This is a genomic window from Aminobacter sp. MDW-2 (genome assembly GCF_014250155.1).
GTDB classification, from domain to species: Bacteria; Pseudomonadota; Alphaproteobacteria; order Rhizobiales; family Rhizobiaceae; genus Aminobacter; species Aminobacter ciceronei.
This window is the reverse complement of record NZ_CP060197.1, coordinates 1,765,288-1,781,135: the sequence shown is the minus strand read 5'-3', so window position 1 is coordinate 1,781,135 and position 15,848 is coordinate 1,765,288. Positions and strand designations below refer to the sequence as shown.

At 61.5% G+C, this 15,848-nt stretch carries 19 protein-coding genes and 3 tRNA genes; 12 read left to right on the top strand and 10 right to left on the bottom strand.

Going from position 1 to position 15,848, the window contains the following annotated elements:
- Nucleotides 1-202: 202 nt before the first annotated feature.
- Nucleotides 203-559 (bottom strand): putative quinol monooxygenase, encoded by a 357-nt coding sequence (locus H5P29_RS08730; RefSeq protein ID WP_067957278.1) that lies wholly within the window; start codon nucleotides 557-559, stop codon nucleotides 203-205.
- A gap of 708 nt (nucleotides 560-1,267) precedes the next feature.
- On the opposite strand from H5P29_RS08730, the gene H5P29_RS08725 reads away from it, so the two are divergent.
- Together H5P29_RS08725 and H5P29_RS08720 are read left to right on the top strand one after the other, a co-directional pair.
- The gene (locus tag H5P29_RS08725; RefSeq protein ID WP_067957276.1) at nucleotides 1,268-1,495 is read left to right on the top strand and encodes a hypothetical protein; all 228 of its coding nucleotides are present in this window, start codon (nucleotides 1,268-1,270) and stop codon (nucleotides 1,493-1,495) included.
- Between the two features lie 359 nt (nucleotides 1,496-1,854).
- Nucleotides 1,855-2,349, top strand: a complete 495-nt coding sequence (locus H5P29_RS08720) for a hypothetical protein (protein WP_154385684.1) — start codon at nucleotides 1,855-1,857, stop codon at nucleotides 2,347-2,349.
- Nucleotides 2,350-2,427: 78 nt separating this feature from the next.
- Here the strand turns inward: H5P29_RS08720 and H5P29_RS08715 are convergent, their stop codons facing one another.
- Complete coding sequence (locus H5P29_RS08715; RefSeq protein WP_154385685.1) at nucleotides 2,428-3,102, bottom strand: outer membrane protein; 675 nt, start codon at nucleotides 3,100-3,102, stop codon at nucleotides 2,428-2,430.
- Nucleotides 3,103-3,276: 174 nt separating this feature from the next.
- Nucleotides 3,277-4,155 (bottom strand): hypothetical protein, encoded by an 879-nt coding sequence (locus tag H5P29_RS08710; protein WP_154385686.1) that lies wholly within the window; start codon nucleotides 4,153-4,155, stop codon nucleotides 3,277-3,279.
- A gap of 238 nt (nucleotides 4,156-4,393) precedes the next feature.
- On the opposite strand from H5P29_RS08710, the gene H5P29_RS08705 reads away from it, so the two are divergent.
- The 3 genes from H5P29_RS08705 to H5P29_RS08695 all read left to right on the top strand — a co-directional run bounded on the left by H5P29_RS08705 (nucleotide 4,394) and on the right by H5P29_RS08695 (nucleotide 5,676).
- Nucleotides 4,394-4,723 carry a DUF982 domain-containing protein gene (locus H5P29_RS08705; protein ID WP_185910312.1) on the top strand — a complete coding sequence of 110 codons (330 nt, stop codon included), beginning with the start codon at nucleotides 4,394-4,396 and terminating at the stop codon, nucleotides 4,721-4,723.
- A 112-nt stretch (nucleotides 4,724-4,835) separates the two neighbouring features.
- A complete protein-coding gene (locus H5P29_RS08700) occupies nucleotides 4,836-5,135 on the top strand; it encodes a DUF982 domain-containing protein (protein ID WP_154385688.1) in 300 nt (99 codons plus the stop codon).
- A 52-nt stretch (nucleotides 5,136-5,187) separates the two neighbouring features.
- Nucleotides 5,188-5,676 carry a GFA family protein gene (locus H5P29_RS08695; protein ID WP_154385689.1) on the top strand — a complete coding sequence of 163 codons (489 nt, stop codon included), beginning with the start codon at nucleotides 5,188-5,190 and terminating at the stop codon, nucleotides 5,674-5,676.
- Between the two features lie 19 nt (nucleotides 5,677-5,695).
- Here H5P29_RS08695 and H5P29_RS08690 read toward each other — a convergent pair whose 3' ends face one another.
- On the bottom strand, nucleotides 5,696-5,872 hold the full coding sequence (locus H5P29_RS08690; RefSeq protein WP_154385690.1) for a hypothetical protein: 177 nt from the start codon (nucleotides 5,870-5,872) through the stop codon (nucleotides 5,696-5,698).
- Nucleotides 5,873-6,651: 779 nt separating this feature from the next.
- Here H5P29_RS08690 and H5P29_RS08685 point away from each other — a divergent pair.
- The 3 genes from H5P29_RS08685 (at nucleotide 6,652) to H5P29_RS08675 (ending at nucleotide 7,429) form a co-directional block, all read left to right on the top strand.
- A complete protein-coding gene (locus tag H5P29_RS08685) occupies nucleotides 6,652-7,128 on the top strand; it encodes a helix-turn-helix domain-containing protein (protein WP_154385691.1) in 477 nt (158 codons plus the stop codon).
- A gap of 5 nt (nucleotides 7,129-7,133) precedes the next feature.
- Nucleotides 7,134-7,241 (top strand) — tRNA-Ser (locus H5P29_RS08680).
- Nucleotides 7,242-7,321: 80 nt separating this feature from the next.
- A tRNA-Ser gene (locus tag H5P29_RS08675) sits at nucleotides 7,322-7,429 on the top strand.
- A 16-nt stretch (nucleotides 7,430-7,445) separates the two neighbouring features.
- On the opposite strand, the gene H5P29_RS08670 is transcribed toward H5P29_RS08675, so the two are convergent.
- The 4 genes from H5P29_RS08670 to H5P29_RS08655 all read right to left on the bottom strand — a co-directional run bounded on the left by H5P29_RS08670 (nucleotide 7,446) and on the right by H5P29_RS08655 (nucleotide 9,390).
- Nucleotides 7,446-8,171, bottom strand: a complete 726-nt coding sequence (locus H5P29_RS08670; protein ID WP_154385692.1) for a hypothetical protein — start codon at nucleotides 8,169-8,171, stop codon at nucleotides 7,446-7,448.
- 270 nt (nucleotides 8,172-8,441) lie between these two features.
- Nucleotides 8,442-8,516 (bottom strand) — tRNA-Glu (locus H5P29_RS08665).
- A gap of 89 nt (nucleotides 8,517-8,605) precedes the next feature.
- Nucleotides 8,606-9,013 carry a VOC family protein gene (locus tag H5P29_RS08660; RefSeq protein ID WP_185910311.1) on the bottom strand — a complete coding sequence of 136 codons (408 nt, stop codon included), beginning with the start codon at nucleotides 9,011-9,013 and terminating at the stop codon, nucleotides 8,606-8,608.
- Nucleotides 9,010-9,390 (bottom strand): fimbrial protein, encoded by a 381-nt coding sequence (locus tag H5P29_RS08655; RefSeq protein ID WP_067957196.1) that lies wholly within the window; start codon nucleotides 9,388-9,390, stop codon nucleotides 9,010-9,012. The genes H5P29_RS08660 and H5P29_RS08655 overlap by 4 nt, the downstream gene beginning before the upstream one ends.
- Nucleotides 9,391-9,414: 24 nt before the next feature.
- On the opposite strand from H5P29_RS08655, the gene H5P29_RS08650 reads away from it, so the two are divergent.
- Both H5P29_RS08650 and rpoH read left to right on the top strand, forming a co-directional pair.
- On the top strand, nucleotides 9,415-10,443 hold the full coding sequence (locus H5P29_RS08650) for an RluA family pseudouridine synthase (RefSeq protein WP_154385693.1): 1,029 nt from the start codon (nucleotides 9,415-9,417) through the stop codon (nucleotides 10,441-10,443).
- 185 nt (nucleotides 10,444-10,628) lie between these two features.
- On the top strand, nucleotides 10,629-11,528 hold the full coding sequence (rpoH, locus tag H5P29_RS08645) for an RNA polymerase sigma factor RpoH (RefSeq protein ID WP_067957191.1): 900 nt from the start codon (nucleotides 10,629-10,631) through the stop codon (nucleotides 11,526-11,528).
- Nucleotides 11,529-11,637: 109 nt separating this feature from the next.
- Here rpoH and H5P29_RS08640 read toward each other — a convergent pair whose 3' ends face one another.
- Nucleotides 11,638-12,000, bottom strand: coding sequence for a cell division protein ZapA (locus tag H5P29_RS08640; RefSeq protein WP_154385694.1), 363 nt, complete (start codon nucleotides 11,998-12,000; stop codon nucleotides 11,638-11,640).
- A 7-nt stretch (nucleotides 12,001-12,007) separates the two neighbouring features.
- Nucleotides 12,008-12,280 (bottom strand): DUF4164 domain-containing protein, encoded by a 273-nt coding sequence (locus H5P29_RS08635; protein ID WP_067957185.1) that lies wholly within the window; start codon nucleotides 12,278-12,280, stop codon nucleotides 12,008-12,010.
- A 282-nt stretch (nucleotides 12,281-12,562) separates the two neighbouring features.
- On the opposite strand from H5P29_RS08635, the gene tkt reads away from it, so the two are divergent.
- Together tkt and gap are read left to right on the top strand one after the other, a co-directional pair.
- Nucleotides 12,563-14,551 carry a transketolase gene (gene tkt / locus H5P29_RS08630; RefSeq protein WP_067957181.1) on the top strand — a complete coding sequence of 663 codons (1,989 nt, stop codon included), beginning with the start codon at nucleotides 12,563-12,565 and terminating at the stop codon, nucleotides 14,549-14,551.
- A gap of 22 nt (nucleotides 14,552-14,573) precedes the next feature.
- Nucleotides 14,574-15,584 carry a type I glyceraldehyde-3-phosphate dehydrogenase gene (gap, locus tag H5P29_RS08625; RefSeq protein WP_154385695.1) on the top strand — a complete coding sequence of 337 codons (1,011 nt, stop codon included), beginning with the start codon at nucleotides 14,574-14,576 and terminating at the stop codon, nucleotides 15,582-15,584.
- Nucleotides 15,585-15,848: the final 264 nt, after the last annotated feature.

Below are 15,848 nucleotides of genomic sequence, written 5' to 3'. Positions count from 1 at the left end.
CCGCCACGACAAACCTTGCCGCAGAAGCATTAACGACTGACTAACCTTAACATCGCAGCGCCGCACATCAGCAATTGCAAATGTAACTGGAGCGAGAAACCACGAAAAACCACACCTGACCTGCGCTTACTTTCCGCGACGTCAGCATCGGGCAACCGGGAAATCGCCACGAGCGGTGCCAGGTCGGCCTGAAACCTCCGCGCTAATCGTCATTGGCCGCGTTGAGCTCTTCCGGCCGCATGCCGCCATTGGGATCAACGAGGCCGAGCGACCGCGCCAGGATCAGCCGGCGCGACTTGAGCAAGGGCGAAAGTGCCGCCTGCACATCCGGCATGCGCGGGTTCCGCTCATGCGCGGCAACAGCCGCTTCATCGGCATAAAGTTCGTTGACCATCACCTTGTTCGCGATCGGCGTGCCGTCGCGCTCCACCGGCTTGATGACCTCGAAGCGCAGGCAGCCCGGCTCTTCCTGCAGCGTGGCACGGGCGTGTTCCGAGATCAGGTCGAGGAACTGCTCCTCCGCCCCGTCCACTGTCTCGAATTCGACGATGATGGTCATTTCAGCCAAGAGCTTATGCCTTTCCTGCGATCCCGCGGCGAGCCAGCGGGCAGCGGCGATAGCGTCAGGCTAAGTCATGCAGGCAGCGTTGGGAAGGCCATGTCAGGGGCCTGAGGCGCACCGGCGGGCGAAGGGTTGTGCAGCCCGCCGGGCGTTGCCAAAGACGCGCACTCGATACATTGCGCACATGAATGGTGGGGAGTTGATGGTGAACAAATGATGAAGGCAAATGATCACTGTCGATGTCCTGATGTAAAGCAAGCGCGCCTGAAGGGAACCATTTCCCACCCCGAAGAGTTGCGTTCTGGCACACCGGGCGTGGTCTTTTCCTTTCAGCCACGTCCAGAAAGGGCCTGCCGTCCCCCTCCTGGCGGGCCCTTTCACCTTCATTCGAGCACCTTTTCCTGCAACTCCGTTGCAACCCAGAGTGACTCGACATCACACAGGTTGTAGAGCAGAATTTCCGCCCTGAAATGACCCACGCCTGCATGCAACCTTTGCCTCAAGGAGGCATATTGATGCGATCGCCTGCGGCAGATGCTTCCACATACGTGACGATGCTGAACTCTATCCTCGTTCTATACCCAAGGGCATGAGCGCGGATTTGGTTCTTGATCGCGATCAGCTTTGCTGACCGCGGCAGCTAGCAGGAAAAAACTCAGCAGCAAAGCATAAGACAAAAGAACAAACACCATATGGGAGAAGACTATGGAGCACGTACTTTTCACCCAGCCTAACTCCCCGATTTATCCCAGGGATCTCGCGCTTCTTCAGCATGTGTTCGACCAGATCTGCCACGAACGCGGCGAAGACCCGAGTTCCGTCTGGGCAAGCGAGATAGCGAGGACGCTCCTCAAGCTTTATCGTAGCGGCGTGCGTGACAAGGATCTGCTGCTGGCAAGCATACCCCGTTTCAGGGCAAGAGCCGCCGCCTGACGAAAAGGCGGTCTGCAACCCCGAATTGCTAGCCCGAAAGCATCAGGCTTTCGGGACCGGGTGAATTGGACGCCAGCCTGTTGGCGCGCTTCACCAGGTTCTGGCATCGACCTGATGCCCGTACGCAGGAGGCGTTCGGGGTTTTCACCCCGATTCAATTTTCCCAAGATTTTTTCCGATCGGCCCTGCCCTGTTGCGGTCCGAAGGCAGAAATCATCCCGCCATTGATCCCGCTACGGCAAGCGGCGACAATGATGTCGACTGATTCTTTCCCGAAAACTGGGAAACAGGTTCGCGGGCAAGGTCACGCTCCAACGAGCGCTCGTTCCTATCCGGGATGGGCTCTGAGGCCCGGGCACATGTCGCGACGCATCGCAATGCTGCTTGCTGCCATCGCCGCCGTCGCCATGGCAACGGCGGCCCATGCTGCCGAGAGCCGTGCTCGCCAATTGCTTGTCGATCCGCATCCGCACGGCGTCGGCATGCTCTATGCGCGCTGGCCGTCCATCGCCGCCGACTACACCACCGCGATGATGCGCTATCGCCTGGCGGCCGAATATGAAGACCTGCCGCCCAGGACCTATCCCTTTGTCATGTTCTCCCGGCCGCCTCTCGGCGGACCCTGGACCTGGACTGCAACCAACGGCTCCCATGCGCGGCGCCTCAAGGACGGCGCCTTGCGCATCAGCCTGACCGACCAGCTCGGCAACTGGTTCGTCGAGATCCTGTGCGCCGACAGCGGCTGGCCGGTGTTTACCTGCAGCGACGGCGTCCAGCGCATCGCCGCCGCACCCGAGCCACACCTGCTTGTCATCGACGGCGTCGAATTCGTGCGCAGCCTGCCAGCCGAGTGAGGTCCAGCCGGACCAGCCGTTCCATGACGCAAAAAGCCCGGCGCGAAGCCGGGCTCTTTTCTAGTCGGGCAGTGCCGGTCAGAACTTGTAGCTGATGCCGGCGCGCACGGTGTGCTCGTTGAGACCGATTTTGATGTCGCCCGGAAACGTCTCCGAACCGAAATCGGCATAACGGTATTCGAGGCGGCCGATCCAGTTGTCGGTGAACGCGTGCTCGATGCCGGCACCCACTGTCCAGCCGAGGAACGTCTTGCTCTCGTCATAGGCCTGCATCTTCACGTAGGTTTTGGCGAAGCCAACGCCGCCCGTCGCGAAAAGCAGCGTACGGTCCATCGCATAGCCGGCGCGCAGGCGCGCGCTGCCTTGCCAGTTGGTCCCGGCTTCGACGGGAATGTCCATCGGCGGGAAATCGGGAACGCTGACACGGACGACCAAGTCCCGCTTGGTCCAGGCATGCGAGAGGTCAACCTCGATACCGCCGACGAAACCGCCGCCAAGCTGCCAATTGTAGCCGGCATGGACACCCAGCAGCCCGTTGTCGAAGCCATCGATATCGAAGGGCCGTTCGGCCGTGGCGACATCGACCGTACCATTGAGCCAGGCGTAGCCGCCATGCAGGCCGACATAGCCACCGGTCCAGACAAAACCAGCGGGCGCCTCCGCCGGCGCCGGCTCGTGGGCAACCACATCGGCGGCAAGCGCGCTGCCCGCAACGGCAAGCATCAAGGTCGAAGCAAGAAGAACTGTTTTCATGAAAAACCCCTGGAATGAAGGGGCACGGCACGACAACCTTTCGTTGCCCTGAACCTGACTGCCGCACGCCCTTCAGCGCGTGATAAGGGCTGCCTGCGCGTCCGGAAACGACCAAATCTGGTTCTATCTTGCCGCCTGTTGATGTCGCGGCATTTCTACATCGTCGCGCTTGGATCAGCCGGTTGCAGAGTGGTTGTGCCCGACAATGTTCTGGACCGCCCAGCAATAGGCCTCGTCAAGGGCAGCGAATTTCTGCGCCTGCCACAGGAAATAGTCGTCCAGGAACGTCGCCGACAGCCACAACACCCTTTGGTCCGATGCCTCCGACCAGCCCATCAGCCCGCTTGTTTCCGCTTTCTTGAACATTCTGCGCAGGTTCGTGACGGAGATGAAGTATCGCGTGGCGAGTTCCGCCAGGCTGGAGGGACCGACGATCACCTTGCCGTCTTGCGGGATGAAATCTTCGATGCGCGATATGAGCTCGTGCAGGATCATCCCGCCCAGTTCCGACTGCAGGAACGAATTGATGCTTTCGGCCGGATAACGCCACACCGGGTTCTCGATCAGCCGCCGGGCTGCGCGTGGCTGGGCGGCGCGGAAGATCCTGTCGTCGGCGGTGCAGCGGGCGTGCCGCCCGCCATTGTCCAGTTCATCGAGGCAGCTCATATGCCCCATGAACCAGCCGGTCATCGCCTTCCGACTCGCCTCGGTCGTGTCGAGCAGGCGTAGCCGCTTGTCATGCGGGGTGGGGATCTCGGTCAGAAACTTATAGGTCAGCAATTCCTGCAGAAAGGCTCGTGCCGTGTTGTGGCTGACAGCGCCGATGCTGGTGGCGATGTCGACCAGGCGCGACTGCGAAAGGCCGGAATGAGGGTCGTCCTCCGTGCGCTCGAGCGTAAGCGCATAGAGCGACTGGGTCATCAGCCATTTGCGGTGCGAAGCCTTGAGCCGCGCCAGCCTTGGCGTCTGCTCGTGGATGGCGATCAGATGGAGAGCCAGGCGCCGGTCGATGCGTGGAAAGAGCGGATGCGCAGTCAGCTCCGCTGCGCTCATCGGGTCTGTCGGGCGGCGGGGCGGATTCTGGGCGGGCATGTGCATGAAAGTCGCGATGGCAATTGCATTTTTGGCAATGAGCCCCCTTCAAAGGCGGCTCCAGTTCCGGTCAGTAACTCGGCCAGTTGATATCAAGCAATCCTGAATTGAACCTTGCCGATCCCTACAGGAGAACCGATAGCACAGGATGATTTCGCGGCGGCATGGCACCTCGAGCGTTGTCGGCCGATGCCCTCTCTTGTTAAGAAAAAATGCTATCGATCGACTGCGCACTGAGGCCCGCCGATGCAACTCTCCGCCATCGGGCGCGTTTTGGTGGATGGATTTTACACCGAACGTCTGGGTCAAAGATGGAGAGTTTTCGCTGCGCGAGGTCGTCTCGGTGCCGGATGCCGTGGAGTTTCTTGACGGCTGGCCGCAAGACAAGCGCAACCCGTTCTTCTATCTTGCAGAAAACGCCCTCCAGGCCGCGATCAACGGCTCGATCCCTGTCGATGAGGCAAGGGAAGCTTTCGAAAGCTTTTGCAACGAGGCCGGAATACTGGCCGCGTCGCCGGATGCGGCTTGAACTCCATTCTTGACGGGAAAGGCTGCCGTCGCCATTTTCCTGGTCTGCCTGTCGCGCCGAAAGCCGGCAGGTTCGCTTGCTCGAAAGACGGTCCATGACCCGGGAGGAAGTGATGACAGCCAAAACCTTTTCCACCCCGATCTTCGTCAGGGACGCCGATCAGGCCATCCTGCAGATTGCCAGTGTCGCCGATGCGCTCGGCTTCCTCGCAAGGTGGCCCGAACAAAGGCGCGGACCGATCTACAACACGGCGATGCGCGCTTGCCATGCGGCACGCGAGGACCGGCTGTCGGTCGATGGTGCCCGCAATGCCTTTGCCGGCTTTGCCCGCTCCGTCGGCATCCGCGAAACCGAAGCGGTGTCGATCGAGCCATGGATCGTAACGCCGAAACGCGGCCGCATGCCCCTCTAACCCAGGGAACGTTTGCCTGTGGCTTTCCTTTGAAGCGGAAAGGAGCTCTGCCATGGAAAACTGTCGCAGCGAGACAATCCGATTCGGCAGCTGCTATTGCCGTGCCGTCACATTCCGCGTGACCGGAGAGCCTCTGCGTGTCGGAATCTGCCACTGCGCCGATTGCCGCAAGACCAGCGGTTCGGCATTTTCCGCCTATGCCGTCTGGCCGGTTTCGACCCTCGAACAGACGGGCCAGGTCAGCACATATGGCAACCGCAGCTTCTGCGTCACCTGCGGCAGCCGCGTCACCTTCGTCAGCGACGACGAGGCCGAAGTCATGCTCGGCAGTCTCGACGTGGTGCCCTCCGATCTGACGCCTCAATATGAACTCTGGACTGGCCGACGGGAAAACTGGCTGCATCCTCTGCCCGAGGCGCAGCAGTTCGACCACGACCGTGAGGCAGATGTCGAGCCCGAACCCGAAACCGGACAGCTGGAGCGGATTCGAACCGACGAGATGGAAGTGCCACGTTCGAGTGAACTCGTTCGACCGGTTTGAGACTGGGCGGGCAACAATCTCAGTGTGTGGTAGCCGTGGCAGTGGCACTCGGCTTCGCGGCCGGCTTGCGGCGACGCTTGGGCTGAGCCGAGGGCGCCGGCACCGGATCGAAATCCGACGGCACGCTGGCGATGAACTCCCGACCGACCCGGTAGGCAGCGTAGCCGACAACAAGCAATGCTAACGTTCGAAGCATGGCAACATTCTCCTCTGCCACCCGCAACGCTTCGGCAAAGGCGAAGTTCCGCAATCGTCACCAGCTGCTGATCGAGCACGTCCAGCGTCATCGAAAAGATCGATGGCGACACCATCACCGTCCGCTACGACGACAACGAGCGTGAAACGACCGTCGCTACGACTGGATGATTGGCTCCAAGGTCGAGTGCAACTTCAAGAGCGCCGGCGAGTGGTACAGGGCACTATCACCTCGCTTGCCGGCGAAAAGGTCGGCATCGCCTATCACGACGGCGACAAGGAAATCACCAAGACCGGACTTTGCCGGACGAAGTGAGTGTTTCGGGCTTTATGCCTGCCCGTTCACCTGCGGCCGTTCGATTAATGAATGGGCCTGGAGAAACTGCCGGCTTTTCCGGATCATCTGCGCCATCGAACTGTCACCGCTTCGGCCGCCCGTAAAAGATTGCTCCCGAGTGGCCAATCAGCCGGACAGCTTCCACCATTCGCGAAGCCAAGCGCTTTCCAAGCAGGCTCAGGACATGCAGCGGGCGACGTGCCGATACAGCTAATTTTGACCCGCAGCACATTTCAGGGAGACGAATTTGTCTCTCCACCGGGAGCCAATCTTGACTTCCAGGGGCGGTCGCAGATGTCCTACGAATTAGAGACAACTAGTCTAGGTAGCACGTAAGCGTCCAGTAGCACGCAACACTACGCCTCTGGCCTAGTCAGTTTTGTCTCCCAGTCCCGCCTCTTGGAGCCCTTGTGCTAAGCACGGGTGATGAGCATATTCGCCTCATGACAAATGAAATCGCGCCAACAACTGCCACCGTGATCAAGCTACCCTTCGCCAAGAAGGACAAGCGCCGGGCCGAAGACAAGTTCGGCGCGCCCGTGATGAAGCACGGATACACGATGCTGCCCAACCTTCTTATGGAAGCACAAGGCAGACTGGAAATCGGACATGCCGAGTTCAATGTGCTTGTCCAACTCATCCACCATTGGTGGGATGCCGACAAAGAACCGCATCCCGCCAAGGAAAGCATAGCACGCCGTATGGGTCTCAGCCCCCGGCAAGTCCAGCGGCATCTTACGACGCTGGAAAAGGACGGCTTCATCCGGCGCATCAACCGCTTCTCAGGCCGCAAGTCCCAGATCGCCAATGGATACGACCTGATGCCTTTGGTTTGGAAACTGGGAGCCGTGGAGCCGGAGTTCCGCAAGGCAAAGGAACAGAGAAAAATCCGGCAGAAGAAGGTAGAAGGAGCCGCATAGAGTTTCGCGACGTAGCTCAACTGGATAGAGCACCCGCTTGCTAACGAAATCCTTGGTCGCGCTCGGAGAGTAGTGGCGGGAAGATGCAGGTTCAAGTCCTGTCGTCGCGCCCACCCCTAAACGGGATCATGTCCAAATCCCAGCTGAAGCCGCTAGACGGCTTGTCAAGGCTTGGCAGATCTGCACAAAGTTTCGCGATGTAGCTCAACTGGATAGAGCACCCGCTTGCTAACGAAATCCTTGGTCGCACTAGGAGAGTAATGGCGGGAAGATGCAGGTTCAAGTCCTGCCATCGCGCCCATCCCTAAAACGGTATGTCATCGTCCAAATCCCGGCTGCCCCCCCCTAGTCGGTTTGTCCGGGCTTGGAAGAGCCTTCTTGGGCGGCTCGATTTGTTTCCGCTCGCTCCACGGCGGGAGCGCGTCCTTCAACTTCTTGGCCTTTTCGATCCAGTCAAAAATGCGGTCGATAGTTTGTTGCAGGGGTTTGAGTTCGTCATTGACGTGTTTGCTGGTGCGGGCAGCTTGTACTGCGAAGGCAAAGAAGGCTTCCGTGCGCGTCCGGGTGCGGTCAACCTCGGAAGCAAACGTGTTGAGCTTATTGAACAGAGACTGCCGAAGTTCCTCGGGCAACACCATTTCGGTGAGCCGCTCACGTATCGCCGCGATTAGCGTGTGGATCGTCTGGCGGGCAGTAGCGTCCAGCACTATGATGTTCTCGGCGTTGACCTTCTGACGCCGTGCCGCTTCCATAAGTATTTTTTGCGACGAGATTTCCGCATGTCGTCGGAAGTCCTGAAAGAAGTTGGAGAACTCGTTGTCACCCTTGGGAGGGTTGCGGAAAGCTATCAGCAAACCAAGCGCGTGAACTTCATCGAACGCGGTCAGGTGATCGACGTATTGCCGTTCGAGATACCAGGTGCTGTTGCCCTCATTGTTATTCCAAGCCTCCTCCAGTTTTGCATACTTGCGGCGCTGCAATACCGCGAAACCCTCGTCGGGATCGTCGGGAAGCTCAAGATACTCGTTCTCGACTTCTGTCATTCAGGGATCCCCCGCGGGCTGTAAGACTAGCCGCCCACGCCAATGTAAGATCGCGTAATCTTCGCGGCAAGCATCGACACTATAGACAGCGGGTCGCTGGCAGGAGTGAAATCAATTAATTTCCGTGAACGATTTGCTTAAGCGAGCAGCCTACGGGTGACGGTGAACCCTCAACAATAGCCGAGCAAGGACCACGCGATCACGAACGCCACCTCGCCTGACCGTCATCTGACGGCTTCGGCCCGAAGTAAAACAAGTGCTTGGAAAACTTGGTACGCCCAAGGGGAATCGAACCCCTGTTCCCGCCGTGAGAGGGCGGTGTCCTGACCGCTAGACGATGGGCGCAGCCGAGATCGGCCATATAGGCTGGCGTTTTCGAAAAAGCAACAGCCCGGCACGCGTTATTTGCACTTGTCCAGGCTGCCGCAGGGGCATCAACGCTTCGGTTCGATCAGATCCCACAGATTGCCGCAGAGATCGGCGAACACGGCGACGGTGCCATAGGCCTCGTGGCGCGGCGCTTCACGGAATTCGACGCCATTGGCCAGCATCGCCGCATGGTCGCGGGCAAAATTGTCGGTCTCCAGAAACAGGAACACACGCCCGCCGGTCTGGTTGCCGATTGCCGCCACTTGGCTCTCGCCATCCGCTTTGGCGAGCAGCAGCCTTGCGCCCTGCCCGCTGCCCGGCTCGACAGTTATCCAGCGCTTGCCGCCGCCGAGGTCGACATCCTCAACAAGCGAAAGCCCGAGCTTGCCGACATACCAGGCGATCGCCTGGTCGTAATCGGCGACGACCACCGAGACGGTGGCGATGCGGCGCCGGGCGGCGAAGCCGCTCACTTGGTGCGGACCTGGAACTGGCCGATCAGGCGCCGTTCTGACATGTCGTAGAGGAAGATGGTCCTGCTGCCGTCGACGAGTTCGGCGTCTATCGAGATGCGGTTGCCCGACAGCGCCTGCGACATGATCTTGGCGCCCACCGGCAGGATGATCTCGCCGCTGATCTGGCCGCCCGCCGGCACCTGGATGTCGCCGCTCGCCACCGGAGCGGCCGCCTCCGGCGTCCGCGATTTGTAGACAACGCCGCCGAGGACGGCCATAAGGGCGATGAACAACAGCCCTATATTGATGATGAAGAAGCGGACCAGTTTCCTGCGGACACGCTCAACCGACGGGTCGAGCGGCTTGTCTTCTTCTTCGATAGCGGGCCGAGACATGGCAAAACTTCCGGAACAATTGTTATGAGCGCATCAGATAGCGAAGCGACAGGCACTTTGATAGTGCTCGAAGCCGACGCCGATGCCGCAGGTGTGCGGCTCGACCAGTGGCTGGCCGGCCGCCTTGCGCCCGATCTGTCGCGCAGCCGCGTCCAGGCGCTGATCAAGCAGGGTGCGGTCAGCATCGGCGGCAAGGTCGTCGAGGAGGCCAAGCGCAAGCTGGATGCCGGCGACGAAATAGCCATCGACATGCCCGAGGCCGAACCGGCCGAACCCGAGGGCGAAGCGATACCGCTCGACATTCTCTATGAGGACGACGAGCTGATCGTCATCAACAAGCCGGCCGGCCTCGTCGTCCATCCCGGCGCCGGCAACTGGACCGGCACGCTGGTCAATGCGTTGATCCACCATTGCGGCGACAGCCTGTCGGGCATAGGCGGCGTCAAGCGGCCGGGCATCGTCCATCGCCTCGACAAGGAGACCTCGGGCGTCATGGTCGTTGCCAAGACCGACCGCGCCCACAAGTCGCTGTCCGAGGCCTTTGCCGACCATGGCCGCACCGGCGACCTCGAACGCGCCTATGACGCGCTGGTCTGGGGCTTTCCACAGCGCATGACCGGCACCATCGACGCTCCGCTCGGCCGCCACGCCGACCGTGTCCGCCGCGCCGTGGTGCCCGAACACCGCGACGACGCCCGCCACGCCATCACCCATTTCACCGTGCAGGAGCGGTTCGGCCAGGACCAGGCCGAATTCACCACGGCAAGCCTTGTCGAATGCCGGCTGGAAACCGGGCGCACCCACCAGATTCGCGTTCACATGGCCCATATCGGCCACCCCGTCGTCGGCGATCCCGACTATGGCCAGGCCTTCCGGACCAAGTCGAACCGGCTGCCCGAACCGTTGAAGTCCGCGGTCAAGGCATTTCCACGCCAGGCTTTGCATGCCCGCCTCCTTGCATTTCGCCACCCGGCTTCCCATCTCATCATGCGGTTCGAGGCGCCCTTGCCTCGCGACATGGGGGAATTGGTCGAAGGCTTTCGCAATCTCTGAACCTTCGATCAGAAAACCTGACTCGTATTGTTCACTTAGGCGTGACACTCTGTTTCGCGTTGAACAAATAGTGTCTTTTCTGGTTTTGTTCCTGTATAAGACCCATAGCGCGACAGGCATTCGGCAGCCGCGCCACATGCTCGCCTGGATCAGGGGGCATATCTCGCAAAGAGGGAGGGTGCTTTATGGCCCAGTCACTACCCAGTATCGTTTCCGGCGAGGGCGGCCTCAGCCGCTACCTGGAAGAAATCCGTCGCTTTCCGATGCTCCAGCCGCAGGAAGAGTACATGCTCGCCAAGCGGTACAACGAGCATGAAGACACCACCGCCGCCCACAAGCTGGTCACCAGCCACCTGCGTCTCGTGGCCAAGATCGCCATGGGCTATCGCGGTTATGGCCTGCCCATCGGCGAAGTCATCTCGGAAGGCAATGTCGGCCTGATGCAGGCCGTCAAGAAATTCGAGCCGGAGCGCGGTTTCCGTCTCGCCACCTATGCCATGTGGTGGATCAAGGCCTCGATCCAGGAGTACATCCTGCGCTCGTGGTCGCTGGTCAAGATGGGCACCACCGCCAACCAGAAGCGTCTGTTCTTCAACCTGCGCAAGGTCAAGGGCAAGATTCAGGCGCTCGACGACGGCGACCTGAAGCCCGAGCACATCACCGAGATCGCCACGCGCCTCAATGTCTCCGAGGCCGAGGTGGTGTCGATGAACCGCCGCCTGTCGGGCGACGCTTCGCTGAATGCACCCATCCGCGCCAGCGAAGGCGAGTCGGGCGAGTGGCAGGACTGGCTTGTCGACGACCATGACAGCCAGGAAACCATGCTCATCGAGCAGGACGAGCTCGACAACCGCCGCGGCATGCTGGCGAGCGCCATGTCGGTGCTCAACGACCGCGAAAAGCGCATCTTCGAGGCGCGTCGCCTTGCCGACGAGCCACTGACGCTGGAAGAGCTTTCGGCCGAATTCGACATCAGCCGCGAGCGCGTCCGCCAGATCGAGGTCCGCGCCTTCGAAAAGGTCCAGGACGCGGTCAAGGCCGCTGCCAAGAAGCAGGCCCAGGCGCTGCGCACCATCGACGCCTGACAATCGGCCTCAACTTGAAACAAAAAACGCGCCGGCATGCCGGCGCGTTCTTCTTTCGGTCTCCATCTTCCCCCGAAGGTGGAAGCCCGTCCCAGAACTTTCCCCGCGCTCAGGCCTTTTTCGTCAGGCTCAGCGCCAGCTGCTCCATGCGCTCGGCCAGCGAGCCCAGCGCGCCGATCAGCGCCGCATCGTTCTTATCGGCCTTGGTCAAGGCATCGTCGCGCGTCTTGCGCAGCGTCAGCACTTCGGTTTCCATGCCCTTGACGCGCTTCTGCAGCTCGGACAACTCGTCCATCACCATGATGCCGGCCATCACGGTCAGTCGCTGGTCGCCGATCTCGCCAAACGAATCCTTGAGATGCAGCACGTAGCGGTCGAAACGGTTGGCAAGGTCGATGAGGTGCTCTTCCTGGCCCTCGTCGCAGGCCATGCGGTATTGCTTGCCATCGATGGTAACGGTGACTTGCGCCATCTCCACCCTACCTGTCCAGCACGGCGCGGATCGTCTCCATCGCCGTCACGAGCCGCCGCGAGACTTCCTTGTTGGCTTCTTCCAGCCGTTCGGCCCGGGCTTCGGAATTGTCGAGTTCCTGCGCCAGCCGCGCCCGGTCGGCATTCATGCGCTGGACCTCGGCTTCGGCTTCGCCGTAGTCCTGATCGTGCTCGAGCCGCGCGGCGACCGCGCCCTCGAGCGTATCGATCGCCCTGCCTAGCCGGCCAATGACTTCCCTGAGTGTCGTATCCCCGGTCATGGCTCTCGTAGACCCCCGCCCATCACCGAATCGCGCACGTTTCAGAACGCGTTATCAAGGAAACATTAGGCACCGGTTGAAGGAGGCGTCAACAAAGCTGTTTTGTCTTTCCCCCACTAAGCGTGTCCAAGCCGACACAGCGAAGCGACCGGGGCGTGACTTCGCGCCGCAATGAGGGCGCGAAAACGCACCGATTTGTTGACTCAAGCCCTGTGCCTGCTATGTGTCCCCCCACCTTTCTGGGGCCGTCGGCGGCCCCTTTTCTCGGCTATGGGAGGGACGATGTCCTCGCGCGAAAAACACGACCGGATGGCCAATGCGATCCGCTTTCTGTCCATGGATGCGGTCGAGAAGGCCAACTCCGGCCATCCCGGCCTGCCAATGGGCGCCGCCGACATCGCGACCGTGCTCTACACCCGCTTCCTCAAGCATGATCCGGCAAACCCGCACTGGCACGACCGCGACCGCTTCGTGCTGTCGGCCGGCCATGGCTCGATGCTGCTCTACTCGGTGCTCTACCTCTCGGGCTACGAGGACATCAGCCTCGACGAGATCAAGAATTTCCGCCAGCTCGGCTCCAAGACCGCCGGCCACCCTGAATACGGCCACGCCGCCGGTATCGAGACGACCACCGGTCCGCTCGGCCAGGGTCTCGCCAACGCCGTCGGCATGGCGCTCGCCGAACGCATCATGAATGCCCAGTTCGGCGACAAGCTCGTCGACCACTACACCTACGTGCTCGCCGGCGACGGCTGCCTGATGGAAGGCATCTCGCAGGAGGCGCTGTCGCTTGCCGGTCACCTCAAGCTCAACAAGCTGATCGTCTTCTGGGACGACAACAACATTTCCATCGACGGCCCGATCTCGATGTCGGATTCGACCGATCAGCTCGCGCGTTTCGCTGCATCCGGCTGGAACACGCTGGCCATTGACGGCCATGATCCGGAAGCCATTGCTGGTGCCATCGAGGCCGCCAAGCGCTCCGACCGCCCGACGCTGATCGCCGCCAAGACCACCATCGGCTTCGGCTCGCCGGCCAAGGCCGGCACCAACAAGGTGCATGGCTCGCCGCTGGGTGCTGCCGAAATCGAGGCGACCCGCAAGGCACTCGGTTGGGAATACCCTGCCTTCGAGATCCCCTCCGACATCCTTGACGCATGGCGTCTCGCCGGCCTGAACTCGGCCAAGAAGCGCGTCGACTGGGAAAAGCGCCTCGCCGAGGCCGGCACGGAAGTCCGTGGCGAGTTCGAGCGCCGCATGCGCGGCGACCTGCCCGCCAGCTTCGACGCCGCCATCGCCGAGTACAAGAAGAAGCTCGCCGCCGACAAGCCGAAGGTCGCCACCCGCAAGTCGTCGGAAATGGCGCTCGAGGTGATCAACGGCGTCGTGCCCGAAACCATCGGCGGCTCGGCCGACCTGACCGGCTCCAACAACACCAAGACCAGCCAGACTAAGAACATCACGGCCGAGGACTACGGCCAGCGCTTCGTCCACTACGGCATCCGCGAGCTCGGCATGTGCGCGGCGATGAACGGCATGGCGCTGCATGGCGGCGTCATCCCCTACTCCGGCACCTTCCTGTGCTTCTCCGACTATGCCCGCCCGGCCATGCGCCTGGCGTCGCTGATGGGCATCCGCGTCGGCTTCGTCATGACCCACGATTCGATCGGTCTCGGCGAAGACGGCCCGACCCACCAGCCGGTCGAGCATCTGGCGGCCCTGCGCGCCATCCCCAACCACATCGTCTTCCGTCCGGCCGATGCCACGGAAGCTGCCGAGTGCTGGCAGCTGACGCTGGAGAATCGCAAGACCCCTTCGACGCTGGCGCTGACCCGCCAGAACCTGCCGGCGGTACGCACCGAATATGTCGAGGAAAACCTCTGCGGCTACGGCGCCTATGAACTCGCCACTGCCGACGGCGATGCCGAAGTCACCATCTTCGCCACCGGCTCCGAGGTCGAGATCGCGCTCGACGCCCGCAAGCTGCTGCAGGCCGCCGGCCACCCGACCCGCGTCGTCTCGGTCCCCGCCTTCGAGTTGTTCGAACAGCAGAGCCCGGAATATCGCAAGGCGATGATCGGCAATGCCAAGGTCAAGGTCGCCATCGAGGCTGGCATCCGCCAGGGCTGGGACAGCTTCATCGGTTCCGACGGCGTCTTCATCGGCATGCACGGCTTCGGCGCCAGCGCCCCGATCGAAGAGCTCTACAAGCATTTCGGCATCACCGCCGAGGCTGCCGCAAAGGCCGCCACGGCTCGGCTTCAGGCATAAGACGTCCCCCAGGAGAACCAACATGACCGTTAGAGTTGCCATCAATGGTTTCGGCCGCATCGGCCGCAACATCGTGCGTGCCATCTATGAGTCGGGCCGCAAGGACATCGACGTCGTCGCCGTCAACGATCTCGGCCCGGTCGAGACCAACGCCCACCTGCTGCGCTACGACAGCGTGCATGGCCGCTTCCCGCACGAAGTGAAGGTCGAGGGCGACCAGATCAACATCGGCACCGACAAGTTCAAGGTCACCGCGATCAAGGACCCGTCGCAGCTGCCGTGGAAGGAACTCGGCGTCGACATCGCGCTCGAATGCACCGGCATCTTCACCTCGAAGGACAAGGCTTCGGCGCACCTCGCCGCCGGCGCCAAGCGCGTCATCGTCTCGGCACCCGCCGACGGCGCCGACCTGACCGTGGTCTACGGCGTCAACCACGACAAGATCACCAAGGACCACATCGTCATCTCGAATGCGTCCTGCACCACCAACTGCCTGGCTCCCGTCGCCATGGTCCTCAACAATGCCTTCGGCATCGAAAAGGGCTTCATGACCACGATCCATGCCTACACTGGTGACCAGCCGACGCTCGACACCATGCACAAGGATCTCTACCGCGCCCGCGCCGCGGCGATGTCGATGATCCCGACCTCGACCGGTGCCGCCAAGGCCGTCGGCCTGGTGCTGCCGGAACTCAAGGGCAAGCTCGACGGCGTCTCGATCCGCGTGCCGACCCCGAACGTCTCCTGCATCGACTTCAAGTTCCTGGCCAAGAAGAACGTCACGGTCGAAGAGGTCAACGCGGTGCTCATCGCTGCCGCCAACGGCCCGCTCAAGGGCGTCCTCGCCTTCACCGACGAGCCACTGGTCTCCGTCGACATGAACCACAACCCGGCCTCGTCGACCTTCGCGCTCGACCAGACCAAGGTCATCGAGGGCAACCTCGTGCGCGTCATGTCCTGGTACGACAACGAGTGGGGCTTCTCCAACCGCATGGCCGACACGGCCGTCGTGATGGGCCGCACCATCGGCTGATTGCCGCGCCCGCCTCGGGCGACTACAGCGCCGCGCGTCCGCCAGGACGCGCAAAGGACGCTGTAGCACTTAACGGCTGCATGATCCTTTCCGAAATCGACTTTCGATTTCGGGGTCATGCACTAACCTATTGGCAACGCCCGGCTTCGGCCGGGCGTTTTCATTTCTACCGCAATGCAAAAATGTTTGGTCCAAGCCGGCAAAAATCCATTCTTGCTTGGACATGGCCTTTTCTTCGCCGCACTCTCAACCGACGCAGCTAAC